The organism is Halomonas sp. KG2 (assembly GCA_030440445.1).
Taxonomy (GTDB): domain Bacteria; phylum Pseudomonadota; class Gammaproteobacteria; order Pseudomonadales; family Halomonadaceae; genus Vreelandella.
This window is the reverse complement of sequence record CP098528.1, coordinates 4,244,820-4,268,729: the sequence shown is the minus strand read 5'-3', so window position 1 is coordinate 4,268,729 and position 23,910 is coordinate 4,244,820. Positions and strand designations below refer to the sequence as shown.

At 54.0% G+C, this 23,910-nt stretch carries 22 protein-coding genes; 13 read left to right on the top strand and 9 right to left on the bottom strand.

What is annotated here, in order from left to right:
- Positions 1-42: 42 nt before the first annotated feature.
- The 4 genes from djlA to NDQ72_19455 are packed head-to-tail and all read right to left on the bottom strand — an operon-like array spanning position 43 to position 3,975.
- The gene (gene djlA, locus NDQ72_19470) at positions 43-804 is read right to left on the bottom strand and encodes a co-chaperone DjlA (protein WKD28189.1); all 762 of its coding nucleotides are present in this window, start codon (positions 802-804) and stop codon (positions 43-45) included.
- 29 nt (positions 805-833) lie between these two features.
- Positions 834-2,759 (bottom strand): 1-deoxy-D-xylulose-5-phosphate synthase, encoded by a 1,926-nt coding sequence (gene dxs / locus NDQ72_19465; protein WKD28188.1) that lies wholly within the window; start codon positions 2,757-2,759, stop codon positions 834-836.
- A 29-nt stretch (positions 2,760-2,788) separates the two neighbouring features.
- The gene (gene ispA, locus NDQ72_19460; GenBank protein WKD28187.1) at positions 2,789-3,685 is read right to left on the bottom strand and encodes a (2E,6E)-farnesyl diphosphate synthase; all 897 of its coding nucleotides are present in this window, start codon (positions 3,683-3,685) and stop codon (positions 2,789-2,791) included.
- Positions 3,679-3,975 (bottom strand): exodeoxyribonuclease VII small subunit, encoded by a 297-nt coding sequence (locus NDQ72_19455; GenBank protein WKD28186.1) that lies wholly within the window; start codon positions 3,973-3,975, stop codon positions 3,679-3,681. The genes ispA and NDQ72_19455 overlap by 7 nt, the downstream gene beginning before the upstream one ends.
- Positions 3,976-4,258: 283 nt before the next feature.
- On the opposite strand from NDQ72_19455, the gene serA reads away from it, so the two are divergent.
- The gene (gene serA / locus NDQ72_19450) at positions 4,259-5,503 is read left to right on the top strand and encodes a phosphoglycerate dehydrogenase (protein ID WKD28185.1); all 1,245 of its coding nucleotides are present in this window, start codon (positions 4,259-4,261) and stop codon (positions 5,501-5,503) included.
- 73 nt (positions 5,504-5,576) lie between these two features.
- On the opposite strand, the gene NDQ72_19445 is transcribed toward serA, so the two are convergent.
- Positions 5,577-6,266, bottom strand: a complete 690-nt coding sequence (locus tag NDQ72_19445) for a pirin family protein (protein ID WKD28184.1) — start codon at positions 6,264-6,266, stop codon at positions 5,577-5,579.
- A 222-nt stretch (positions 6,267-6,488) separates the two neighbouring features.
- Between NDQ72_19445 and NDQ72_19440 the strand changes: the two genes are divergently transcribed.
- From NDQ72_19440 to ybiO, 5 genes are all read left to right on the top strand, one after another.
- Complete coding sequence (locus NDQ72_19440) at positions 6,489-7,448, top strand: rhodanese-related sulfurtransferase (protein WKD28183.1); 960 nt, start codon at positions 6,489-6,491, stop codon at positions 7,446-7,448.
- Positions 7,449-7,554: 106 nt separating this feature from the next.
- On the top strand, positions 7,555-8,361 hold the full coding sequence (locus NDQ72_19435) for an enoyl-CoA hydratase (protein ID WKD28182.1): 807 nt from the start codon (positions 7,555-7,557) through the stop codon (positions 8,359-8,361).
- Between the two features lie 117 nt (positions 8,362-8,478).
- The gene (locus NDQ72_19430; protein ID WKD28181.1) at positions 8,479-9,300 is read left to right on the top strand and encodes a helix-turn-helix domain-containing protein; all 822 of its coding nucleotides are present in this window, start codon (positions 8,479-8,481) and stop codon (positions 9,298-9,300) included.
- A 46-nt stretch (positions 9,301-9,346) separates the two neighbouring features.
- On the top strand, positions 9,347-9,778 hold the full coding sequence (locus tag NDQ72_19425; protein ID WKD28180.1) for a DedA family protein: 432 nt from the start codon (positions 9,347-9,349) through the stop codon (positions 9,776-9,778).
- A 227-nt stretch (positions 9,779-10,005) separates the two neighbouring features.
- Entirely contained in the window at positions 10,006-12,387 is a 2,382-nt protein-coding gene (gene ybiO / locus NDQ72_19420; GenBank protein ID WKD28179.1) for a mechanosensitive channel protein, read from the top strand.
- Positions 12,388-12,479: 92 nt separating this feature from the next.
- Here ybiO and NDQ72_19415 read toward each other — a convergent pair whose 3' ends face one another.
- Together NDQ72_19415 and NDQ72_19410 are read right to left on the bottom strand one after the other, a co-directional pair.
- Positions 12,480-12,557, bottom strand: coding sequence for a BCCT family transporter (locus NDQ72_19415; protein ID WKD30448.1), 78 nt, complete (start codon positions 12,555-12,557; stop codon positions 12,480-12,482).
- A 375-nt stretch (positions 12,558-12,932) separates the two neighbouring features.
- Positions 12,933-13,679: an SDR family oxidoreductase gene (locus NDQ72_19410; GenBank protein WKD28178.1), complete on the bottom strand. Its 747-nt coding sequence runs from the start codon at positions 13,677-13,679 to the stop codon at positions 12,933-12,935.
- Positions 13,680-13,883: 204 nt separating this feature from the next.
- Here NDQ72_19410 and folK point away from each other — a divergent pair, with 204 nt between their 5' ends.
- Together folK and NDQ72_19400 are read left to right on the top strand one after the other, a co-directional pair.
- Complete coding sequence (gene folK / locus NDQ72_19405; protein ID WKD28177.1) at positions 13,884-14,330, top strand: 2-amino-4-hydroxy-6-hydroxymethyldihydropteridine diphosphokinase; 447 nt, start codon at positions 13,884-13,886, stop codon at positions 14,328-14,330.
- A gap of 98 nt (positions 14,331-14,428) precedes the next feature.
- Positions 14,429-15,223: a flagellin FliC gene (locus NDQ72_19400; GenBank protein WKD28176.1), complete on the top strand. Its 795-nt coding sequence runs from the start codon at positions 14,429-14,431 to the stop codon at positions 15,221-15,223.
- A gap of 17 nt (positions 15,224-15,240) precedes the next feature.
- Here the strand turns inward: NDQ72_19400 and NDQ72_19395 are convergent, their stop codons facing one another.
- Complete coding sequence (locus NDQ72_19395) at positions 15,241-16,794, bottom strand: BCCT family transporter (protein ID WKD28175.1); 1,554 nt, start codon at positions 16,792-16,794, stop codon at positions 15,241-15,243.
- A gap of 330 nt (positions 16,795-17,124) precedes the next feature.
- Positions 17,125-17,868, bottom strand: a complete 744-nt coding sequence (locus tag NDQ72_19390) for a DUF481 domain-containing protein (GenBank protein ID WKD28174.1) — start codon at positions 17,866-17,868, stop codon at positions 17,125-17,127.
- Positions 17,869-18,077: 209 nt separating this feature from the next.
- Here NDQ72_19390 and NDQ72_19385 point away from each other — a divergent pair, with 209 nt between their 5' ends.
- The 5 genes from NDQ72_19385 to NDQ72_19365 all read left to right on the top strand — a co-directional run bounded on the left by NDQ72_19385 (position 18,078) and on the right by NDQ72_19365 (position 23,855).
- Complete coding sequence (locus NDQ72_19385; protein ID WKD28173.1) at positions 18,078-19,763, top strand: sensor histidine kinase; 1,686 nt, start codon at positions 18,078-18,080, stop codon at positions 19,761-19,763.
- Positions 19,764-19,796: 33 nt separating this feature from the next.
- Positions 19,797-20,528, top strand: a complete 732-nt coding sequence (locus NDQ72_19380) for a response regulator (GenBank protein WKD28172.1) — start codon at positions 19,797-19,799, stop codon at positions 20,526-20,528.
- Between the two features lie 193 nt (positions 20,529-20,721).
- On the top strand, positions 20,722-21,717 hold the full coding sequence (locus NDQ72_19375) for a tripartite tricarboxylate transporter substrate binding protein (GenBank protein WKD28171.1): 996 nt from the start codon (positions 20,722-20,724) through the stop codon (positions 21,715-21,717).
- A 106-nt stretch (positions 21,718-21,823) separates the two neighbouring features.
- Entirely contained in the window at positions 21,824-22,306 is a 483-nt protein-coding gene (locus tag NDQ72_19370) for a tripartite tricarboxylate transporter TctB family protein (GenBank protein WKD28170.1), read from the top strand.
- 49 nt (positions 22,307-22,355) lie between these two features.
- Complete coding sequence (locus tag NDQ72_19365; GenBank protein ID WKD28169.1) at positions 22,356-23,855, top strand: tripartite tricarboxylate transporter permease; 1,500 nt, start codon at positions 22,356-22,358, stop codon at positions 23,853-23,855.
- Positions 23,856-23,910 lie beyond the last annotated feature (55 nt).

Below are 23,910 nucleotides of genomic sequence, written 5' to 3'. Positions count from 1 at the left end.
CGGTGAGGCTTTAATGTAGCGAGTGCTTAGAAACCTGTCGAGCTACCGGTCTCGGGCGCTACGGATGCGTTCGTATGCGTTGCCAATTTCGCTGGTGCGTGCCTGGGCCACTTCACGCATGCTTTCAGGCAGCCCTTTACCGGCGAGTTTGTCGGGGTGGTTTTGGCTCATTAGGCGGCGGTACGCTTTTTTGATTTCGGCGTCGCTGGCGTCTTCACTCACCCCTAGTACTTGATAGGCGTCTTTCAATGCCTCTTCGCTGGAGCCCTGCGAATTCGCGGCGGCACCGTGAAGCATGGCTTCAATCTGCTGCACTTCGGCGTCGCTACAGCCTACGCCACGGGCCACGCGCAAAATCATCTCGTGCTCGGCAGGGTGCAGTACGCCGTCGGCAGCGATGGCGGTTAACTGAACCTGCAAAAACACCTGGCGTAAAACCGGTTGGCGCTGGGTCAGTCGGTTAACGTTCGCCAGTTCTGCATCTAAGTTGAAGTCGTCGGCGCGTCCGCGCTCGAAGGCGGCTCGCGCTTTGGCCCGCTGTTCGCCCTGAAGATGCATTTGGTCGAACAGCTTTTCGGCCACGCCAAGCTCGCCATCGGTGACTTTACCGTCGGCTTGGCACAAGCAACCCATTACCGAGAAGATCGACTCTAAAAAGCCTTCTTGGATTTGTGTGCGGGCAGCGTTTAAGCGGCGGCTAATGCGTCGCCCTAGCCACCAGCCCAACCCACCGCCTACCAGCAGGCCAATGGGGCCGCCGACAGCAAGGCCAATCAGGCCAAACAAAATAATCAAAAATAGCATGGTGTTCTCAACCGTTGAAAAGTTAAAAGTTACGGGAGACGAGCACGAATAGCGCGCTCGATACCGTCGGCATCCAGACCGCAGTCGCGTAGCAACTCTGCGGGGGTGCCGTGTTCAACAAAGGTGTCAGGCAGGCCTAAATTAAGCACCTCGATTTGTACGCCTTCCGCGTGCAGCAGCTCGTTCACTGCGCTGCCGGCACCACCGGCAATCACGTTCTCTTCCAGCGTGACCAGCAGCTCATGCTCATCGGCGGCATGCAGTACGGTGTCTCGGTCCAGTGGCTTGATAGAGCGCATATTGATATGCGTTGCGTCGAGCTTTTCGGCAACCTCAGCAGCAGCGCTGTTGACGCTACCAAATGCCAGCAATGCAATGCGCACCCCCTCATTCCCAGCGTCGCGGCGTAGCTGTGCTTGGCCAATGGGCAGCGGTTCTAAGTGTTCAGGAATGGCTGCGCCAGGGCCCGTGCCACGCGGGTAACGAACCGCTGCTGGGCCTGGGTGATGGTAAGCGGCGCTAAGCATGGCGCGGCACTCTGCTTCATCAGCAGGGGCTAAAATCACCATGCCTGGAATGCAACGTAAAAAAGACAAATCCATGCTGCCGTGGTGCGTTGGCCCGTCTTCGCCCACAAGGCCTGCGCGGTCAATCGCAAAGGTTACGTCTAGATTCTGGACGGCAACATCGTGAATAAGTTGGTCGTAGCCGCGCTGTAAGAACGTGGAATAGATCGCCACAACAGGCTTCATGCTCTCGCAGGCCATGCCCGCAGCGAGCGTTACGGCATGCTGCTCGGCGATCGCGACATCAAAATAGCGCTCGGGATACTGCTGGGAGAAGCGAATTAAATCCGAGCCTTCGCCCATCGCGGGGGTTATTCCCATCAGCCGTGAATCCGCGGCTGCCATATCGCACAGCCAGTCGCCGAACACGTTGCAGTACTTTTTCTTGGCCGGGGCCTTGGGCGCTGCCGCGGGCTTCACCAGTGGCGCATTGGCAGTGGCGCTGGGCTTTTCTAGCTTAGTGATGGCGTGATAGCCAATCTGGTCAGCTTCGGCGGGCAGAAAACCTTTACCTTTGACCGTTTTGATATGCAGGAATTGGGGGCCGTCCTGGTCGCGCAGGTTGCGCAATGTTTCGGTGAGCGCCTCCAAGTCGTGGCCATCGATCGGACCGATGTAGTGAAAGCCCATTTCTTCAAATAGCGTGGCAGGGCTCACCATGCCTTTCATGTGCTCTTCGGTGCGCTTGGCAAGCTCGAGTGCGCCTGGCAGATGGGAGAGTACTTTTTTGCCTTCTTCACGCATTTTAAGGAAGGGCTTGCTAGACAGCACACGGGCTAGATAGGTCGCGATGCCGCCAACATTTTCCGAGATCGACATCTCATTGTCGTTCAGCACCACTAGCATATTGGCGTTAACGTGGCCTGCATGGGCCAGCGCTTCAAATGCCATTCCCGCAGTGAGTGCGCCATCGCCAATAATGGCGCACACGCGGCGCGGGTCGTTTTTCGCCTGGGCGGCTAGAGCCATCCCCAAAGCGGCTGAAATCGACGTGCTGGAGTGGCCAACACCGAAGGTATCGTAATCAGATTCTGCGCGGCGTGGAAACGCTGCTAGGCCGCCATGCTGGCGAATACTGAGCATCGCTTCGCGTCGCCCAGTTAAAATTTTATGCGGATACGCTTGATGGCCTACGTCCCATACCAAACGGTCTTTGGGCGTATGAAAGGCGTGGTGCAGCGCTACGGTCAGTTCCACAACGCCCAGACCTGCACCGAAGTGGCCGCCTGTCACACCCACGCTGTATAGCAAGTAGGCACGTAGTTCGTCAGCCAACTGGGCAAGCTGCCTAGCATTCATGGCCCGCAGCGCAGCGGGATGATCAAAAGAGTCGAGCAGCGGCGTTACCGGGCGCTCGCGGGGAATCTCGTCGAACAGCTTCATAGGCATGTTTTCATGGACAGGGTCATGGACATCGTTTAGTGGTCGCGCTCGATCATATAGTGGGCAAGATCGGCCAGTGGTGCGCCTTGCTCGCCAAGCGGGGCGAGGGCGGCAATGGCCTCTTCGATAAGCATATTGGCTTTGTGCTGTGCGCCGGAAAGTCCCAGTAAACTAGGGTAAGTCGGCTTGGCACGTGCAGCATCAGCGCCAGAGATTTTACCCAGTGTGACGGTATCGCCCGTCACATCAAGGACATCATCATGAATCTGGAAGGCTAGACCAATGGCGCGGGCGTAGCGAATCAGAGCGGCAAGCCGAGGGTCGTTCTCATCCACCGCGATTAAGCCGCCTAAGCGCACTGCGGCTACAATCAGCGCGCCGGTTTTGTGGGCATGCATATGAGCCAAGGCATCCACGTCCGGATGGCCACCTACGGCGGCTAAGTCGAGCGCCTGGCCTGCGACCATTCCTGCCCGGCCAGAGGCAACGGCCAGCGTAGTGACCATGCTGCCAAGCCGCGGATGAGGCTGGCTGGCAAGCACCTCAAAGGCCAGTGCTTGCAGTGCGTCTCCCGCTAAAATCGCGGTGGCTTCATCGAACGCTTTATGTACGGTGGGTTGGCCGCGCCGCAGATCGTCATCGTCCATGGCTGGCAGATCGTCATGAATCAATGAGTACGCATGAATCAGCTCAATGGCTGCTGCAGGGGCATCCAGCGCGTCGTCCCGCGCCCCTAGCGCGTTACCTGCGAGATATACCAGCAGTGGCCGCAAGCGTTTACCACCTACCAATAGGCCGTGACGCATAGCGGCTTCCAGGCGTGGCGCGACGGCTGGTTGGGAGTCAAACAAGGCTGAAAGTGTGGCATCCACCCGCGCGTTACTCGCGTGGCGCAGCGTCGCCAGTTGAGAAGCATTAGCCATCGTTACCATGGCGGCGTTTCCTCGCTGTCGTTGCCGTGATGAGTGGCATTGTCCGTTTCTGGAACCGTCGCGAAAGAGGTAACGTCAAGCTTACCATCGCGGTCTTCACTTAATGCGCGAACTTTTAGTTCGGCGTTGTCGAGCCGCTGCTGGGCTTCACGCGTGAGTCGCACGCCTTGTTCAAACGCGGTCAGAGCGTTCTCCAATGAGAGTTCGCCGGACTCAAGGCGTTCCACAATGGTTTCAAGCTGTGAAACCGTTGCGGCGAAATCTTGCGCTGGTGGAGTGTTATCGCTCATTGGGTAAGGCCTACTATTTTGCTGGCGCCCTGACGCTGATTACGGGCGGCGAATGTGACTATAGCCGTGTTATCAAAAAATAAACGCCCAGTATACACCGAGCTAAGGGGGTGGCGTCTGCCCTCATCCTGGGTCAATTCTGCTACTTGCGTCTGGTTCATCTTGTAAACGCACACTTTTCATCATCTCAAGACGCCGAGAGCGGCAGTGATTGTGCTACTATATGCGCCTTCCGTGAACCGATACACGGCGCATGCCGCCGACCATAGAGGTTGATTCAGCCATGGCCAAAACGTCCCTGGACAAGAGCAAGATCAAGATCCTGCTGCTCGAGGGCGTCCACCAAAGCGCGGTGGACAATTTTCACAACGCAGGTTACGAGAACATCGAGCACCTGCCGACATCGCTAGATGAAGCGTCGCTGATCGAAAAGATTCGTGATGTGCACTTCATCGGCATTCGCTCGCGTACGCAGCTCAATGAGCGCGTATTTGACGCGGCAGAAAAGCTGGTGGGCGTTGGCTGTTTCTGTATCGGAACGAACCAGGTTGACTTGACGGCAGCCCTTAAGCGCGGCATCGCGGTGTTTAACGCGCCGTACTCCAATACCCGTTCGGTCGCAGAGTTAGTGCTGGCGGAAGCCATCATGCTACTACGTGGTATCCCCGAGAAGAATGCTCGCGCCCACCAAGGCGGCTGGCTGAAATCGGCGAAAAACTCCCACGAAGCGCGGGGCAAAACCCTGGGTATCGTTGGTTACGGTAGCATCGGTGCGCAGCTTTCAGTATTGGCTGAATCGCTTGGCTTCAATGTTATCTATTACGATGTGATCACCAAGTTAGGCATGGGCAATGCGAATCAGGTAGCGAGCCTGGAGCAGCTGTTAGCATGCTCTGACGTGGTTAGCCTACACGTTCCTGACTTGCCTGCTACGCGCTGGATGATTGGCGAGAAAGAGATCGCCGCCATGAAACAGGGCGCCATCCTGATTAACGCAGCCCGTGGTAGTGTTGTTGAGATTGAACCACTGGCCGAGGCGATTAAGGCTGGCAAGCTTAACGGTGCCGCCATTGATGTCTTCCCGGTAGAGCCGAAAGGCAACGATGAAGAGTTCCAAAGCCCGCTACGCGGTCTGGATAACGTGATTTTAACGCCCCATATCGGTGGTTCTACCCTGGAAGCTCAGGAGAATATCGGTATTGAGGTGGCTGAAAAGCTGATTACTTATTCGGATAATGGCACCACGGTTACTTCTGTTAACTTCCCCGAAGTGGCGCTGCCTGCTCACCCGGATAAGCATCGCCTGTTGCACATTCATGACAACGTGCCTGGCGTGTTATCGCAAATTAACCGCGTACTGTCTGAAAACGGCATCAACATTTCAGGTCAGTACCTGCAAACCAATGACAAAGTGGGCTACGTGGTCATTGATGTCGATAAAGCCTACGGCCCACAGGCCCTAGAAGCGTTGAAGAAAGTTGAGCACACGCTGAAAATTCGCGCGCTGTACTCGTCGCATAATAGTTAAACGCTGTTATCAGCGTGATCATCTAAAACGGCCTCCTTTCGAGGCCGTTTTTCGTTTCAGGGCTGAGGCTGCGCTAGGCTAGATCAAACAGCAGCACTTCGGCTGCTTGTCCGCCTGCCACGCTAAACGTCTCACCCGGTTGAAAGGCGGCGGCATCTCCAGAGCCAAGAGTTTCGCCGTTAACGTCAATCGTGCCTTTTACCACATGCAGCCAGGCATAGCGTGATGGTGGGGCCGCCGCCTGGTCGCCAGCGTCGAACAAACCAGCGTAAAGGTTAACGTCTTGGTTAACGCTCACCGAGCCTTCGCGACCATCTTGAGAAGCGACTAAGCGCCACTGTCCCTGGCGTTCAGCGGTTGGAAAGGCTTTCTGCTCATAACTAGGAGCAATGCTGCGCTTGGCGGGCTCGATCCAAATCTGCAGGAAATGCAGCCCGTTCTCTTTTGAATGATTAAACTCGCTGTGCAACACGCCAGTACCTGCGGACATGCGCTGCACATCACCCGGGCGCATGACTTCACCGTTACCCATATTATCGCGATGCTCCATTTCCCCTTCCAGCACATAGGAGATGATCTCCATATCCTGGTGAGGGTGGGCGCCAAAGCCATTGCCAGGGGTTACCCGATCTTCGTTAATTACCCGCAGCGCGCGGAATCCCATATGGTTAGGGTCCACATAGTTGGCGAACGAAAAGGTGTGGAAAGAGCGCAGCCAGCCGTGGTCGGCATAGCCTCGCTCGTTAGAACGACGGATGTGCATGGTGCTCTCCGAAAGCGTCGTAAGGAATAACACCAATATACGCCCGCTCGACGGGCGCGTGGGGTGAAGCTTTTTAGATGGTCAGATCGAATAAATCGACGATTGATCAGCGCCCCCTAGTCATCGTCAGGCAGAGCAGCACTTTACCTGAATTGTTTGCTAAACTATGCGCGTTTATTTACCCGGTCCGCCCTTTGCGAGGGCGACTACCAGGAGTATTCCATGACGGAAACCACCCAAATGCCGCCCATTGTGGTCGCGGCACTGTATAAGTTTGTCACTCTGAACGACTTTGAAGCCCTGCGTGAACCCTTGCGTCAGACGATGGTTGATAACGATGTTAAAGGCACGCTGCTGTTGGCTAAAGAAGGCATTAACGGCACCGTGGCGGGCACTCGTGAAGGCATTGATGCCCTGCTGGCCTGGCTGACCGCTGACCCTCGCTTAAGCGATATCGATCACAAAGAGTCCTACTGCGATGAAACGCCGTTTTATCGTACTAAGGTGAAACTGAAAAAAGAGATCGTCACCCTGGGCGTGCCGGATATTGATCCTAACGACACCGTTGGCACCTACGTGGAACCGGAAGATTGGAATGACGTGATTTCCGACCCAGACGTGCTGGTGATTGATACCCGCAATGATTACGAAGTGGCGATTGGTAGCTTTGAGCGGGCGATTGACCCAAAAACGACCACCTTCCGTGAGTTTCCCGAGTACGTGCGTGAGCACTACAACCCAGAAAAGCACAAGAAAGTTGCGATGTTTTGCACCGGTGGTATCCGCTGTGAAAAGGCCTCCAGCTTTATGCTGAAAGAGGGCTTTGAAGAGGTCTATCATCTTAAAGGTGGTGTGCTGAACTACCTCGAAAAGGTGCCGGAAGAGCAGTCTTTATGGCGCGGTGAGTGTTTCGTGTTTGATAACCGCGTCACCGTGCGTCATGACCTTAGCGAAGGTGAGCATGAGCAGTGCCACGCTTGCCGTATGCCTATTTCGCTTGATGACATGCAGTCGTCGGCCTACGAGCCTGGCATCAGTTGCCCTCACTGCATCGACTCACTCCCCGAAAAAACCCGTGCTGCCGCCCGAGAGCGTCAACGCCAAATCGAGCTGGCTAAGGCCCGCGGTGAACCCCATCCTCTAGGCTATAACCAGCGCAAGGGCAACCGCGCAAACACGTAACTCACGAGGCCTCCTGCTCTTCAGGAGGCCTCTTTGGTCGTATCTCGCCAACATTAGCCTTTGTACGCGCTAGACTGAGCAACACTCGACTGTCTAGGAGCTTTCTATGTCTGCCTCTGCAGGTGCGCCACTGGCGTCTTCAAATCTTCTTCAACGCACTGATTATCAAGGGGTAACGACCCTTACTTTAAACCAGCCTGAACGCTTTAATGCATTGTCTGAGGACATGTTGACGGCGCTGCAACGTGCGTTTGATGACATTGCCGAGGATGAGCATGTGCGCTGCGTGGTGTTGGCTGCGAACGGCAAGGCATTTTGCGCAGGGCATGACTTAAAGCAGATGCGTGCAAACCCTGATAAAGCCTACTACCAAACACTGTTTGCTCGCTGCGGCGCGGTGATGCAGAGCATCGTTAACTTACCTGTCCCTGTGATTGCTAAAGTTCAGGGCATTGCGACGGCCGCTGGCTGCCAGCTCGTCGCTAGCTGTGATTTGGCGGTGGCAGCTAGCAATGCTCGATTTGCCGTGTCAGGGATCAATGTGGGGCTTTTCTGTTCGACACCTGCAGTAGCACTGTCGCGTAATGTGTCGCGAAAGCGGGCGATGGAAATGCTGCTGACCGGAGAGTTCATCAGCGCCTCCCAGGCCGCGGACTGGGGGCTTATTAACCGGGTTGCCGAAGAGAGCGAACTCGATAGTGCCGTGGGTGAACTCACTGCGAGCATCTGCGCCAAGAGCGCAGTGGCGGTGCGCACTGGCAAAGCCATGTTCGCACGGCAGCTAGCGATGCCGTTAGAGGAAGCCTATGCGTTTGCTGGCGAAACCATGGCGTGCAACATGTTGGCAGACGATGCAGCTGAGGGTATTGATGCCTTCATTGCCAAGCGCCCACCTCAGTGGCGCCATCGCTAGCAACTCTTGAGATATCATTGGTGGAATTTGTTTCCGTAAACGCGACAGCGGCCCCGCTGGCGCGTTATCCTCCCTCACTTTATGCCTTCAGGAGAGGCGCTTTCAGGAGAAAGTAAGGTGAGTGACGTAAAGCGTAGGTCAGTCGGACGTCCGGCGGGGGCCACCAAGGCGAGCGGTGGGCACAGCCAATCATTAGTACGTGGCCTCACGCTGTTAGAGCATTTGTCGGCAAGCCCATTAGGGTTGGCTTTATCGGAGTTGGCGGAAATGGCTGATCTTGCGCCATCCACCACTCACCGATTGTTACAAGCGCTACAAAGTCAGGGGTTCGTGACGCAAGAGAGCGAGCAGGGGCTTTGGCGCATTGATGTTAAAACCTTCCGCATTGGTAATAGCTTTTTAGAAGCACGTGATGTCGTCGCCCAAAGCCGGCCCTTTTTACGCCGTTTAACCGCAGAAACGGGGGAAACGGCGAATTTGGGGATTCGCGATGGTGCGACGGCGGTCTTTCTTGCCCAGCATGAGTCGCCGCAGATGATGCGGATGATTACTCGTCTAGGCTCGCGGGCGCCGCTGCATGCTTCTGGGGTGGGCAAAGCCCTACTGGCTTGGATGAGCGAAGACGAGCGTACCGCGTTGCTCAAAGGTTACGACCTTGCCCGAGTGACTGAAAATACCCTGCATCAATCCGATGAGCTGTTGATCGAAATGGCGACTATTCGTGCTCAGGGGTTTGCCTGCGACCGCGAGGAGCATGCGGTGGGTTTACACTGCGTGGCCGCCTGTATTCACGATGAGCATGGCACGCCGCTGGCGGCCATTTCAGTCTCTGGACCCATGGCGCGTATTCCTGAAGAGCGCCTATTGGCACTAGGTGCGTTAGTGCGCACCATCGCTGACGAAATTACCCTGCAACTGGGTGGCCAACTGCCTCGATAAGCGGCGCTTTGCGCACCTGCAGTGACTGACAAAGACGGCACTCATTATGTTTAGCCTATTCTGGGTGGCGTTGGCTAGCGCCACCTTACTGCCTGGCGGCTCAGAAGTATGGCTGGCACGGTTGTGGTGCCTAGGCGAGCCCGCGTTTGGGCTCTGGCTCGTCGCAACCGCTGGCAACACCCTGGGCAGTATGATCAATGTGGCGCTGGGACGTTATGCTCGCCAGTTTCAACATCGCCGCTGGTTCCCCGCGTCGCCCACTGGATTAGCGCGTGCAGAGCGTTGGTATAAACGTTTTGGTGAAGTGAGCTTGCTGCTTTCGTGGGCACCTGTTCTGGGTGATCCCCTCACGGTACTCGCAGGTATCTTTAGATTGCCCTGGTGGCGTGCGTTGCTCTGGATTGTGGTGGCCAAAGGAGCGCGCTATGCACTGTTGTTGGCGCTAGCCCACCAGTGGCTGGCGCCGCTGTGCGGATAAACCTACAGATGAGGCCAACTTAACTAGCGTTGATGTCACAAATATTGACGCGGCTAGTGGCGAGCCACGCTCTTTTTCTCATGTTACCCTGTTTATCAATTATACAAATCTTGCACTCACCGAGAGTGCAATATGAATAGCGTGCACTATGATGTGCATGGAACGATGTGCATAAACGAGTTAGCAATGACATTGAGTAAAAGATTCATCCAAAGGGAGGTTTAGGTGTGACGCCATTACGTTTATTCCCCTGGCTAGGCGTCTGGTTATTGATGCTATTCGCCATGCTGACAACGCCTGCACTCGCTCAAACCACGTTGAGTGCGGGAAGCGAAGACACCGCTAACGCAGAGGAGCAGCCCTCTTATTCGGCACTTGCCGATCTGCTGGAAGATGAGCAGGCGCGCCAAGAACTGATTGAGCTGCTGCGAAATCAAGCGTCAGTGTTACCCAATGAACTGACCAGTGAGTTATCACCGGAAGCAGCCGCCCAGGGGAGCGACCTTGCCCCTGAGGATGTATCACTGCCCCGTCAGCTGGCAGAGCTAACCAGTCGTGTGGTTGGCGATGTCGGCGGGCAGATCGAGCAGGCAGTGGCCGTGGTAGGCGACCTGTTTACCGGCCAAGGCGCTAGCTCGTTCGACATGGCTGCGTTTGTTAGTGCAGCAATTAATCTAGGCACCGTGATTGTTGCGACGTTCGCGATATTTTTACTTTTCCGCCGTTTGATTAAACCGCTATTTACTAAAATCAGTGGTTGGTCTCAGCAGGGCAGTGGCTTAACACCTGTGCTGCGTTTGGTGTTATGTGTTGCCATTGCTGCCGTCGTAGATGTGTTGCTGGTTGCTTTTGCCTATGTTGGCGGCAACTTGGTGGCGACGTTTGCGGTGGGTGAAACCGGTGAACTCTCTACCCGTGCTTCGTTATTCCTAAACGCCTTCTTGGTGATTGAACTGCTGAAAGCGGGTATGCGTATGCTGTTCTCTTCACGCTATGAAGGGCTGCGCCTGTTGCCTATTTCAGCGAAAGAGGCTTCCTACTGGAATCGCTGGTTAGCACGTTTAATTGGCATGGTCGGCTATGGCTTGATGGTGGTCGTGCCGCTGGTTAATTTCTATATCGCGGCAACCCTAGGCCAAGCCGTAGGCACCTTTATTATGTTGCTGGCCTTCATCTACGCGGTCGGCGTCGTGCTTAAAAACCGTGTGCGCCTGCGTGATAATCTTAACCAGATGGCATCTCGGGCAACGATGACCGCCAGCCGCGTGTCGCTGCGCTTGTTTGCTCGAACCTGGCACTTGTTTGCGTTGCTCTACTTCCTGATGGTGTTTGTGCTTACCTTGTTACGCCCTGGGGATGCATTGCCGTTTGTGCTGTTTGCCACTTTGAAAACATTGGCAGCCGTGGTCATCGGGCTTTTGTGCTCGGCGTTCCTTACACAAACGATTGGCCGGCGTATTCGGCTATCCGATGATCTGCGTCGCAAACTGCCGATGCTGGAAGTGCGCTTAAATAGCTATGTGCCCAATGCCCTGCGCGTGCTGCGTACCGTGCTATTAATAGCGGTCGTTATGGTCGTCTTGGATGCCTGGGGAGTGTTTAACCTAGCGGCATGGTACGCCTCCGAACGTGGCGCGAACCTCGTCGGGAAACTTACCAGCGTCGCCATAATCTTGATCGTTGCGTTCGGTGTGTGGCTGGGGCTAGCAAGCCTGATTGAGCATAAGCTCAACCCAGAAACCGGCCATGGCGAACCCTCTGCGCGTGCTAAAACGCTGTTGAGCCTGTTCCGTAATGCCTTAGTGATTGCCATGGTGACAATTACCGGCATGATCGTGTTGTCGGAAATAGGCATTAATATCGGGCCGCTCATTGCTGGTGCCGGTGTGCTGGGTTTAGCGATTGGTTTTGGTGCTCAAAAACTGGTTCAGGATGTTATTACCGGTATCTTTATTCAGGTAGAGAACGCCATGAACACCGGTGATGTGGTAACGGTAGGCGGTATCACTGGTACCGCTGAGCGATTAAGTATTCGTTCGGTAGGGATACGTGATTTGTCTGGCACTTATCATATCGTGCCGTTCTCCAGCGTTGATACTGTGTCGAACTATATGCGTGAGTACGGTAACCACGTCGGTGAATACGGTATCGGCTATAACGAGAGCATCGATGAAGCAATTGAGCAGCTGCAGTTGGCGTTCGAAGACCTGAAGGAGAGCGAGGAGCACAGCCATAAACTGCTGGCTGACCTGACAGTGGCAGGCGTTACCGCGTTGGCCGACAGCTCTGTCAATATTCGTGTGGTGATCAAGACGACGCCGGGCGATCAGTGGGGTGTTGGGCGTGCCTATAACCGTTTAGTGAAGTTGCGCTTTGATGCAGCAGGCATCGAGATTCCATTCCCGCATACCACACTCTATTTCGGTGAAACTAAAGGTGGCAAAACACCTCCCGCTAATGTGCGCGTGTTGGACTCCACTGCTGAACGGAAAAAGGTAGAAACATCGCCAATCCGTCAGGAAAGCGAACAGCCATCCAATCAGTCAGTGCAGGCCACAAAAGAGTCTGATCATCTAAAACCTGATCATGGTGATGTTGACGGTGTGTAATAGAATGCCGGTTATTGACACGGCTAACTAAACAACAACGCCGCCCCAAGGGGCGGCGTTGTTGTTGAAACATCCGCTTTAATTCATATTCGTCAGAACGTTAGAACGCCGTACTCCGGCCGATCGTCTTCGCCGCCCAAGCGAATATTGCCGTAACGGCTGAGTGCTATCCACAGCAGGAGAATCAGCCAGAAACAGCAGCATCAATCCTGCAGAGAAAAAGAAAATAGTTGGGTCTGTGCGCAGCCCCAGTTGTTGCGCGAGTTTGTCCAAGAGAAATTCCTTTTTATTGTTGGAATAGTCGCCTAGATGAGTTGTATGCCAGCTGAAATAAGACGACTTTCACGAGTCTACAGACAACTCTTCTGTCCATGGAAGGTGGGAAATGTGACCTTTGATTAAATCGTGCAGGGCTTAACGTACCGTCAACGAAAAGCTGCCGAATGACTTAATAAGCATCGGCAGCGTATGGCGTAAGAGGGCGTTAAAGACAGGTTTTAAAGATAAGTTTGAAAGATAGATTTGAAAGATAGGTTGGAATGCTTTCAGCCTGGATAGTTTTCGGAATGTTGCCCTTCAAGATTGATCGACTCCCCCCCATCGACAAAGAGAATTTGCCCAGCAACAAAGTCATTGTCTAATAAATAGTGCAACGCTTGTACAAGGTGGGCGGGATCACCCTGGTGTTTAACGGGTATACCTTCAATTCGCCATTGAATATAGTCGCTGGTGCGTTGAGAAGCGGGCAGTACCACGCCGGGAGCAATACCATTAATACGCAGGCGTGGTGCAAACTCTAGCGCTGCCATACGCGTCATATCAGCAAGGCTCTTTTTCGATAATAGATACGCGGCATACGGGTACTGGTGATATGCCACTTTATTATCAATAATATTAATGACCTGGCCTCTATCGACGGCGTCTGCAAAGTAACGTGTGAGCAGCAACGGTGTGAACATATTGACCCTAAACTGCGTTTCCAGCATGGCCATGTCGGTGCCTGAAATGGGAGCAGGTTCATATGCAGAGGCGCTATTAAGAAGCACGTTTAAGTTTGGGAAGTGTTGTTTGGCGGTTGTCACAAGCTCTTCAAGAGAGTCGCTTAGGAAGTTGCATGGCAGTATTTCGCAGCGCTGTCCTTTGGCGCGAATCGTCTTGGCAACGTCTTCGGCTTCACCACGTGAGCTATTCACATGTAAGGCAATATCATAGCCCTTAGCCGCTAGGGCTTCGGCGAAATAGCGTCCCAAACGTGTTGCGCCGCCAGTGATCAGTGCAGCTGATGAACTCATGCAAGTTCCCCAAGTGGATTAACGTTAGCGTTGTGTATGACTTTCTGCGTGAGCGTAGCGTTTGTCAATATCTTGTACATAGCTTGAACAAAATAGCAGGCAAGCTAATCTTACGTATCATCAATATGACCTGACAACCGCCTTCGAATTTTGACGCTAAGCGCCGGGTTTCTAAATTAGGGTCTACAAGATTAGGATGCAGCTATGCCACTCTCGTCGTTAAGCACTACGCCAGATACGGCCCTCCATGAATGCTTAATCTCTCTCGGTACCAATATTGAGCCGGAACACCACTTTCACGAAGCTCTGACTATTTTGCGCAGCGAGTGTGAGCTGATAGCCAGCTCAGAAGCGATTCGCACAACGCCGGTTGGCTATCAACACCAGCCGGACTTCCTGAATGCCGCGTTACTCGTGCGTACCTCCCTTGATCACGACGCTTTCCGTGCTTACTTAAAAGAGGTGGAAAACCGTCTGGGACGTGTGCGAGGTCCCATTAAATCAGGGCCTAGAACCATGGACTTGGATATTGTGGCGTGGGACGGAGACGTCATCGATGAGGGGTACTACCTGCATAGTTACGTGCGTCGCCCGGTAGATGAAGTACTTGCTGCCAGCCGCCGCACACTTAAACAACGAGCATATTCATGATTTTTGCGTCGCGGCCGATAATAGCAGTGTAGCCTCCTACTGTTGGGCAGGCTGACCTCCCTCGGAGACGAGCGTTGCTAAGCCTAAACACAAACCTGATGTCTCTTATCGTGCAGAATAATCTGCGCAGCAGTCAGCAAGCGATGCAGACCGCTATGGAGCGTCTTTCTTCTGGGCTACGCATCAATAGTGCTAAGGATGATCCGGCAGGGCAGGCGATTGCCAATCGCATGGGGGCTCAGCTACGTGGCATGGAGCAAGCCATTCGCAATACCAATGATGGCATTTCCATGGCGCAAACAGCGGAAGGTTCGCTCGATCAAATTAACGATAACTTGCAACGTATTCGTGAATTGAGTGTTCAAGCGGCTAATGGCACTAACTCTTCCGATGATCTTGGTTCAATTCAAAATGAGATCGATCAGCGTCTAGAAGAGATCGATCGCCTTGCCGAGCAGAGTAATTTCAACGGCATCAAGTTGTTTGATAGTAGCAAAGCGGTAAATATTCAGGTGGGTGCTAACGATGGCGATAGCATTGCGGTGCGCTTCGCAGCCATGAATAGGCAGGCATTGGGACTGGAAAGCTTTAGTGTTTTAGATGGCAGCGCAACGGATAACCCGCTAAAGGCGATGGATGATGCTATCAAAAAGGTGGATCGCCAGCGAAGCTATTTAGGCGCGGTACAAAATCGCTTCGAAAGTGTGATCGATGGACTCAATACCAACATTATTAATACGTCTGCTGCTCAGTCGCGCATCCAAGACGCTGATTACGCCCGTGAAGTTTCCAATCTAATTCGCGCGCAAATTCTACAGCAGGCCGGTATCGCTATCTTGGCTCAAGCCAACCAGCAGCCGCAGATGATTCTGCGCCTACTGGAAGGTCTATAACATAAGGGCTTTAACCGTTACTCGATAATGCCTTGCTCGCGCGCCATGGCGTAGGCTGCCTGTGGGCCATTCCACAGCGATGGCAGTAAAATCAGTGAAACGGGAATCGCGGTAATCACGATAAATTGCTGTAAGGCGCCAATTTGCCCTGCTCCCATATACAGCAGCACCGCCGCCATTAGCGCCATGGCAATCCCCCAGAAAGCACGTACGTATGGGCTTGGGTCATCATGGCCAGCCCCTACTACGGCAATGGCATAACTCATCGAATCACCTGTGGTGGCCACAAAAATTGTCGTCAATAACAAAATTGCCAGTGCCATCCAGGTGCCGCCGGGGAGCGCTTGGGCCACGGTAAGCGTCGCTACATCAAACTGGAAATTATTCAGTGCTTCTGTCAGATCAATGACGCCCGTGAGCTGATAATAAATGCCTGAGCCGCCCAGCAGAGTGAACCATACGGTCGTCGCGATAGGGGCGAGTACCGCCACGGCAAGAATCATTTCGCGAATACTGCGTCCGCGTGAAATACGCGCCACGAAAATCGCCATCAGCGGTGCATAGCCAATAAACCAGGCAAAGAAAAAGACCGTCCACCACTGCATCCACCAAGCGGGAGCGGTGTCGGCGGTCATGGTTGCCATGGTAAAAAACTTACTAATGTAAGCGCCCATGCTCGACACATAGGTGTTGACTAAAAACAGCGTAGGGCCAAACACGATGATCACCGCGCCAATAGCAAGTGCCAGCAGTACGTTAAAGCGGCTAAGCAGTTGAATGCCTCTATGAACACCACTCATCGAAGAGAGCACGTAAATGCAACCTAGTACCGCAAGGATAATAAGCTGCCCGAGGTAGCCTTCGGGAAGGCCGAACAGCTCATGCAAGCCAAAACTTACCTGAGTAGCTAGAAATCCGATGGGGCCGACAGTACCTGCTACCAACGCAATCACGCAGCAAGCGTCTACCACGCCGCCTAGCGGGCCACGCATAAGCCGCTCGCCAAAAACCGGGTAAAGCAGTGTGCGTGGTTGCAGTGGCTGGCCTTTCACATAGTGGGCGTGGGCAAGAACCACCGCGGTTAGCGAGCCAAGTACCGCCCAGGCCAAAAAGCCCCAGTGCATGAACGATTGGGCAAGGGCGCTTGAGACGGCTTCGGCGGTGCCAGCTTCGGTGTTAAAAGCAGGAGGGGTTACCACAAAATGATAGACCGGTTCTCCGGCGGCGAAGAAGACACCACCCCCTGCTAGCAATGTGCACAGAATAATCGATAGCCACTTGAATGTACTCATTTCTGGTGCATCGAGATTGCCAATCTTGGCTTTTGCCGCTGGCGTAACAGCTAGACCAATGGCAATAAAAAAAGTCAGTAACAGTAACAATTGAAAGTAGCTGCCTAGCACCAGGGCTGTCCAAGCAAAGCCGGCGCTGATTGAGTTGGCGACAAGATCAATGTCATAAAAGGAGAGGCCAAGAAACGCCACGATGAAACCGATGCTAAGCACCAGTACGATGGGGTCGCCGAGGGAAAACCGCGAAGTACCCTCGCTTGTATTGGCAGGGTGGTTCATTAAGAACACCTATGTTTAATGAGGGGGTGGGTAAGCAGAGCCTTGAGCTTAACTAAACCGTGCGTGAGTAGGCGTAACGCCTAAAAGCATCCGATTTTCGAAACAAAAAAAAGCGCCATTCAATGAATGGCGCGAGGACAGGAAACTGTGGGTAGTATATCTTTCCTATAGACCAAAGTCTAATGATGAGGGGTAAATTGCATAAAAATGGTGCGAAAAATAAGCGAGATGCACCATTATGAATAGATTAATGGCAGTCATAGCTACTTAAAATGTTGTGTAACTATTTGATAGTAAATGAAAAAAAGCGGCTGTGTTTAGGGGCGCGCGTTACCAGTGATAGAGCAGTGATGCGCTGGTGGTGCTGTCAGTGCGTTCGCTGGCATCTTCAGGCGGCTGCGAGTTGTGCTTGATTTCATGGGACAGGCGTAGCGAAAGTCGTGAATTTAGCCGAGCTGTTAGTGCGGTTAATGAACGCGCTGTAGTGTTCTGACGGGTATATTCCACCGACATTTCTTGAACGATATCCGCATAATCTGAGAAGCCAAATTGATAGTCGAGTGCTGTATAAGCAACTGCCAATTGCTCATTATCAGCGCCGCGTAATCGGTCATTACGATAGCCAGGGCCTGCTTCTAACGACAGTGAATGTTGTTCACCAGCCAGCAATTGCCGCCCATAACCACCAATGGCAGAAAGCTGCTGGTCGTAGCCAGCAAAGCGGTCTTTTTCCCAGCGGGCAAAGCCAAACAGATAGTGGGGCCCGCTAAAGTCAAAACGCTCTCTGCCTGCCACTAAATATTGCTCAGCGCTGGTTTCTCCGTTTTTACTCACATTGCGGACTTCACCGCGCAGCGAATGAGTGAAATCTCCCGTCAGCCAAGTCAGGCGTGTCTTTCCAATCAATGTTTGGCTATTGGTGTTGCCGGAAAGATGGGTAAAACCAAGTTCGGCATCGCCGCTGAACACCGGCGTATCATCTTGTGGCGGTGGTGGGGCGTAAAACGGATAAGCGGCGGCGGAAGTTGCCCACAGCGACAAGCTAGCTAATAAGACATTTCTTAATAAACTCAACACGTAACTCCTCCGTGAGTATCAGTCTTTGTGAGCGGCTGCGATGTTGCAGGATGAGAGTTCGTCATGCACGCTTTAAAAGCGGTGAGTATATCGATAAAAACAAAATCAGTGGCTGCTAAATAAGCAAATAGTCGAAAAAGCGCAACGGCTAACGCCGCTTGGCGCTGCATGCCATAATGACGCTGTCGCGCCTAGTGAGTTCCTTTATGACCGCCCCACGCCCACGTACGTTGGCCGAATTACAGCGCTGGCGCCGTACTCGTGCCAAACGCCGCTGGTACAAGCGAAGTTTTCGCCTGCAAGTCATGCTGCTGGTTGGCTTTCTGCTGGCGGGTATGTTGCTAGCGCAAGGCACCTACCTGAACCACCGTAAAGCAGAAATTATCACCCACCAAATGGGCGAGCGGGCATTGGCAGTGGCCAAGACCGTCGCGGGCATGCCGCAAATTGTTAATGCTTTCTCGACACCCGACCCGTCGCTGATTATCCAGCCGCTTGCTGAACGCGTTCGCCACGAGACCGGTGCCCGTTATGTGGTGGTGGGGAATGCCCAGTCGATACGTTACTCGCATCCCGTGCCGGAACGTATTGGCCAGCCAATGGTGGGCGGGGATAACGATCAGGCGTTGATTTACGGTCAGTCATACGTATCGGAAGCTACCGGAACGTTAGGCACCGCCATGCGCGGTAAAACGCCCATCTGGGATGAAGAGGGCAACATCATCGGGGTGGTTTCGGTGGGCTTCATGCTAGAACGAGTTGATATGGATGTCGCCCGTTATACCAGCTTGGGGTGGGCGCTGGTGGCGCTGATGATTTTGCTAGGGTTCGCCGGGGCCTATTGGCTGTCGCAGCATCTTAAAAAAATCATCCTTGGTTTAGAGCCTTATGAAATAGCCCGCTTGGCCATGGAAAAAGAGGCCATCCTGCAATCTATCCACGAAGGTATCCTGGCGGTTAATCGCGATGGTCAGATCACCTTAGTGAATCAGCAGGCACGCCGTTTTCTAGGGCTATCGGATGAGCAGGTTTTGCTAGGGCAGCCAATCCGTGAGGTGGTGCCCAACTCGCGCTTAAGCGAGGTGTTAAAGCACGGCGAGCAGGAGTTTGACCAGGAAATGTGGCTGGGCGACCATCCTGTGGTGGCCAACCGCGTGCCCATTTTGCACGAAGGTGAGATCGAAGGTGCCGTGGCGACATTTCGTAGTCGCCGCGAAATTATTGATCTTTCCCAGGCACTTACCCAGGCAAGCCGTGATGTGGATATGCTGCGTGCCCAGGCCCACGAGTTTTCCAACAAGCTTTACACCATTTCTGGTCTCCTGCAGCTGAACCGTGTTGATGAGGCGCTAGCGCTGATTCATCACGAAACCGAACGTGCCCAGGCGCAAATGAGCTTTTTAATGCGCCACGTAGCTGACGCAGTACTCAGCGGCATCTTGCTGGGTAAATTGACGCGAGCTCGGGAGTTGGGGGTTGCACTGGAAATTGATGAGCAGAGCTCGCTCTCTTGCCCTCTGACGGTCACTGGGCAAGAGGTCATGATGAGCGTTGTGGGCAACTTATTAGATAACGCCTGTCATGCGGCGCTTAATGGCCCAAACAGTGACACCCCGAAAGTTCGCCTGTTCTTTACGGATCTGGGCGAGCAGCTGTTGATTGAGGTAGAGGATAACGGCTCAGGTGTGCCCGGCGAGCATGCGGAATCGATCTTTCAAGATGGGTTTTCTACTAAAACCGGTAAACATCGTGGCATTGGGTTAGCACTGGTCGCGCGGTTGTGTCGTCAGCATGGCGGCGAGGTGACATTAGAAGAGAGCGAGTTAGGCGGCGCGTGCTTTATTGCCGTGCTGGATCGTTCGCTTTGCGACCAAGTCGCCACAACGCCTTAAATCATAATAACGACGCCAGGAAGAGGAAACGCTATGTCTGCGACGCAGTACGGTATTTTGGTCGTCGAAGACGATTTTCGCATTGCCGATATCCACAAGGCTTTTATTGAGCAGAGCGACGGCTTTTATGTGGTGGGGTTAGCACGTAACGGCAACGAGGCAAAAGCCCTGATGGCCCAGCATGCTGATGCTGTTCAACTCATCTTATTAGATGCTTACTTGCCTGATGTGGAGGGGCTGGAGCTGCTATGGGCCATTCGCCGCGACTATGTGCATGTGGATATCGTCATGGTGACAGCCGCCCGCGAAGTAGAAACCATCAGCGAAGCGTTGCGTGGTGGCGTCTTTGATTATCTGATTAAACCGATTGAAGCGACGCGTATGACGCAAATGTTGACACGTTTTCGCCGCGAGCGTGAGGCATTGGCGAATCGGGCTGAAATGAGTCAAGACGAGCTGGATCAGGTGCTCGCGCGCTTGCAACCAGGTGAGCCTTCGCGGCTAGCGGCACGCACGCTACCTAAAGGCATCGACCGCTTGACCCTGCGCTGTGTGGTGGAGTCGCTGGCAGCCGAGCATGATTCCCAAACGGCGATGCAGGTAGCGCAGGCAATGGGCGCAAGCCGTTCAACAGCGCGGCGTTATTTGGAGTTTTTAGTGGCTGAACAAGCGGTTAATGCAGAAATTGGCTATGGCGATGTGGGTCGCCCTGAGCGACGCTATCGGCTGCTTGAGTCTTCCTCAACATGGCTGGAATCACTGTAAACGAGCCGTTCTAACCGGCCGTGAACAAAATGAACAAAACGCACAAAAAGCACTTTTTGCCATTAATGGTCATAAGCTTGTCGCGAGGAGTAGCGGTCTTCTAATGTGAAGGGTGTAACCACACAAAGATACGTAGATAACAACCATCTATAACACAGCTAATATAACAACATAGCTAATGTGGAGAACGCCCATGACCATGCTTCCCCTAAAGCGCTTTGCCGTGCTTGCTTTACCGATGGCAGCCTTTGCCATGACAACGTCCGCCAGCGCCCAAGAGTGGACACCGAGCCGTTCGATTGAGTTTGTTGCACCGGCTAATCCTGGTGGCGGTTGGGATACGCTAGTGCGCACCATGTCCCGCGTTATTCAGCAAGAAGAGCTGGCCGACGAAAGCTTTGCAGCCATTAACGTGCCTGGCGGCGGCGGTGCCGTTGCCTGGGCTCAGGTAGCCCGTGATAACGGCAATCCGCATAAACTTTTCGCTACCAGTCCGCCGATGATTTTAGTCCCCCTGGCAGGCGCATCGCGTTACGACCACACCGACTTCACCCCGATTGCACGTATCAATACCGACTATTCGATTATTTTGGTGGCGGCAGATTCCGAGTACCAAAACCTGGATGATCTTTTTGCAGCGCTCAAAGAGAATCCTAGTTTAAGCGTGGGCGGTGGTAGTGCGCCGGGCTCGATGGATCACATCTCGGTTGCTGGCCTTGCTTCCGCGGCGGGTATGGAAGCCTCCTCGGTCAACTACATCCCCTTCTCAGGTGGTGGCGATGCCATGACTAACCTGATGGGTGGCCATATCGAGGCAGTCATTGGTGGTGCCGGTGAAGCGGTAGGTCAGCTGGGTGAAGGTAGCCAGCTACGCGCGCTGGGCGTTTCTTCCGAAGAGCGTCTGGGCGGTGGACTGGCCGATGTACCCACTTACCAAGAGCAGGGTTACGACTACACCTTCGATATTTGGCGTGGCGTAATGGGCGCGCCGGAAATGCCTGAAGAGGCGGTTGAGTACTACGAGACGCTCTTCGCCGAAATGCTCGAAACGGATGCATGGCGCGAAGCAAGCGACCAGCTGGGCTGGATTGATGCCTACCAGGATAGCGACGGCTTCGCGACCTTCCTGGATGAGCAGCAAGAGCAGTTCAGCAGCGTGTTGACCGACCTGGGGCTGATGCGCCAGTAAGCGCTCGTCCCAAAGGCTCCCCCGGTGGCAGCGTGCCACCGGGATCTTCCGTCTGATACCGCAAGGGTCTTGCTGTTCAGCAATGACGTCTTCGGAGAGCTTTCCCATGACTCGATTCAATACCAACCAATGGCTAGCGCTTGTGTTGGCGTTAGTGGCGGCTGCCTATCTGGCAATGGCCTGGCAAATCCCCAACTTTCCGCTGCCCCGCCCAGTGGATTCTGACCTATTTCCAAAAGTGTTAGGTGTGTCTCTGCTATTACTGTCGGCGTGCTTGTTTTTTGAGCGTCCAGGTCCTATTGCGGGTGCCGATCAGATTGATCAAGCCGAAACCCAGGGGCCGTTGTTGCTAACGCCTTGGGCACGGGTGATCGTCACCGCCATCGCCATTGCGGCCTACGCGTTCCTGCTCGTGCCGTTAGGCTTTGTGCTGGCTTCGACGCTGCTGTGTGTTGGCCTAACCGCTTACTACGGCTACCGCCGCCATGGGATCAATCTGGCAACATCGCTTGGGGTGGTGTTGGCGCTGTATTTGACCATGACGCGGGTAATGGATGTTTACCTACCCACTGGCGTGCTGCCGTTTTAACCAGGCCGCGCTTGCCCACTGTTAGCGGGTTTAAAAGAGAGACACTCCCATGGATGCCTTTAACAATCTAATGTACGGCTTTGGCATCGCGCTTGAGCCTATTAATATCGCTTACGTCTTTGCCGGCGTCTTTGCTGGCACCATTATCGGCATGTTGCCCGGCCTTGGGCCGATCAGCGCGTTGGCGCTGATGATCCCGATTACCTTCGCTATGGAGCCCTCTTCAGGGCTGATCTTGATGGCTGGGGTGTATTACGGCGCTATTTTTGGCGGCTCCACCTCGTCTATTTTGCTGAACGCCCCCGGCGTGGCGGGAACGGTTGCGACCTCTTTTGACGGCTATCCGATGGCCAAGCAAGGGTTGGCAGGTAAGGCGCTGGCGATTGCCGCTTACTCCTCCTTTGTTGGCGGTACCATCTCCGTTGTTTTCTTGATGTTGATTGCGCCGCTGCTCTCCAAAGTCGCGGTAAGTTTTGGCCCTGCTGAATACTTTGCGTTGATGGTGCTGGGCTTAACCGCGGTTGTGTCGTTATCCGATAAGTCGCTGGTTAAAGGCTTAATTGCCGCTGTTATTGGGGTGATGATCTCGATCATCGGGATTGATATGCAAACCGGCACCGAGCGCTTTACCTTTGGCTCTATCCACCTGCTCGACGGTATCGACTTTCTGGTCGTGGCGCTGGGTATCTTCGCGTTAGCCGAAGTGTTCTACATGTTGCTGCGCGGAGGTGGTGGTAAAGAAGCGCCGCGTAACGCGATCGGGTCGTTGAAATTGACCCGCAGTGAAGTCAAGCAGATAGCAGGCCCTGTTAGCCGCAGTTCAGTGTTGGGCTTCTTTACCGGCGTTCTGCCGGGCGCAGGCGCGACCATCGGTTCGTTTCTTGGCTATAGCATGGAAAAACGCATTGCCAAAGACGGCGATACGTTTGGTAAAGGCAACATCAAAGGCGTTGCTGCGCCAGAAGCGGCAAATAATGCGGCGTGTACCGGTTCGTTTGTACCGCTGTTAACCTTGGGTGTGCCGGGGTCTGGCACCACCGCCGTACTGCTTGGCGCACTGCTGGTGATGGGGGTTAATCCTGGTCCGATGATGCTTGAGCAGCGCCCGGATGTGTTCTGGGGCGTGGTCGCCAGTATGTACATCGGCAATATCTTCCTGCTGGTGCTTAACCTGCCGCTGATTCCGCTGATCGCCAAGATTCTGGATCTGCCCAAACCGTTGCTGCTATCACTGATTTTGATCTTCTGCATGATCGGTGTTTACGGTATGAGCTTCAGCGTGTTCGACTTATTGCTGCTGCTTGGTTTTGGCTTGGTTGGTTTGGGAATGCGCTTGTTCGGCTTCCCCGCCGCGCCGCTGATTCTGGCGCTCATTCTAGGCAACATCATGGAAGAGTCCATGCGTCGCGCGCTGCAGATCTCCGGTGGGGATTGGACGACCTTTATCGACAAGCCGATTTCGCTGTCGTTACTGGTCATCGCGGTGCTGTCGCTTGGTTTACCGCTGCTGAAAAAGCGCCGCACTAAGCGTTTGAATACTGCTGAATAGAACATAGGCATGCGTGTAAAGCGTCCTAGGATCTCCTAGGGCGCTTTTTTTTGTG

Bases quoted from the DNA above. Each gene is read 5' to 3' on its own strand.
- djlA (WKD28189.1), bottom strand. From the start codon at position 804: ATGCTATTTTTGATTATTTTGTTTGGCCTGATTGGCCTTGCTGTCGGC.
- dxs (WKD28188.1), bottom strand. From the start codon at position 2,759: ATGCCTATGAAGCTGTTCGACGAGATTCCCCGCGAGCGCCCGGTAACG.
- ispA (WKD28187.1), bottom strand. From the start codon at position 3,685: ATGGTAACGATGGCTAATGCTTCTCAACTGGCGACGCTGCGCCACGCG.
- NDQ72_19455 (WKD28186.1), bottom strand. From the start codon at position 3,975: ATGAGCGATAACACTCCACCAGCGCAAGATTTCGCCGCAACGGTTTCA.
- serA (WKD28185.1), top strand. From the start codon at position 4,259: ATGGCCAAAACGTCCCTGGACAAGAGCAAGATCAAGATCCTGCTGCTC.
- NDQ72_19445 (WKD28184.1), bottom strand. From the start codon at position 6,266: ATGCACATCCGTCGTTCTAACGAGCGAGGCTATGCCGACCACGGCTGG.
- NDQ72_19440 (WKD28183.1), top strand. From the start codon at position 6,489: ATGACGGAAACCACCCAAATGCCGCCCATTGTGGTCGCGGCACTGTAT.
- NDQ72_19435 (WKD28182.1), top strand. From the start codon at position 7,555: ATGTCTGCCTCTGCAGGTGCGCCACTGGCGTCTTCAAATCTTCTTCAA.
- NDQ72_19425 (WKD28180.1), top strand. From the start codon at position 9,347: ATGTTTAGCCTATTCTGGGTGGCGTTGGCTAGCGCCACCTTACTGCCT.
- NDQ72_19410 (WKD28178.1), bottom strand. From the start codon at position 13,679: ATGAGTTCATCAGCTGCACTGATCACTGGCGGCGCAACACGTTTGGGA.
- folK (WKD28177.1), top strand. From the start codon at position 13,884: ATGCCACTCTCGTCGTTAAGCACTACGCCAGATACGGCCCTCCATGAA.
- NDQ72_19400 (WKD28176.1), top strand. From the start codon at position 14,429: ATGTCTCTTATCGTGCAGAATAATCTGCGCAGCAGTCAGCAAGCGATG.
- NDQ72_19395 (WKD28175.1), bottom strand. From the start codon at position 16,794: ATGAACCACCCTGCCAATACAAGCGAGGGTACTTCGCGGTTTTCCCTC.
- NDQ72_19385 (WKD28173.1), top strand. From the start codon at position 18,078: ATGACCGCCCCACGCCCACGTACGTTGGCCGAATTACAGCGCTGGCGC.
- NDQ72_19380 (WKD28172.1), top strand. From the start codon at position 19,797: ATGTCTGCGACGCAGTACGGTATTTTGGTCGTCGAAGACGATTTTCGC.
- NDQ72_19375 (WKD28171.1), top strand. From the start codon at position 20,722: ATGACCATGCTTCCCCTAAAGCGCTTTGCCGTGCTTGCTTTACCGATG.
- NDQ72_19370 (WKD28170.1), top strand. From the start codon at position 21,824: ATGACTCGATTCAATACCAACCAATGGCTAGCGCTTGTGTTGGCGTTA.
- NDQ72_19365 (WKD28169.1), top strand. From the start codon at position 22,356: ATGGATGCCTTTAACAATCTAATGTACGGCTTTGGCATCGCGCTTGAG.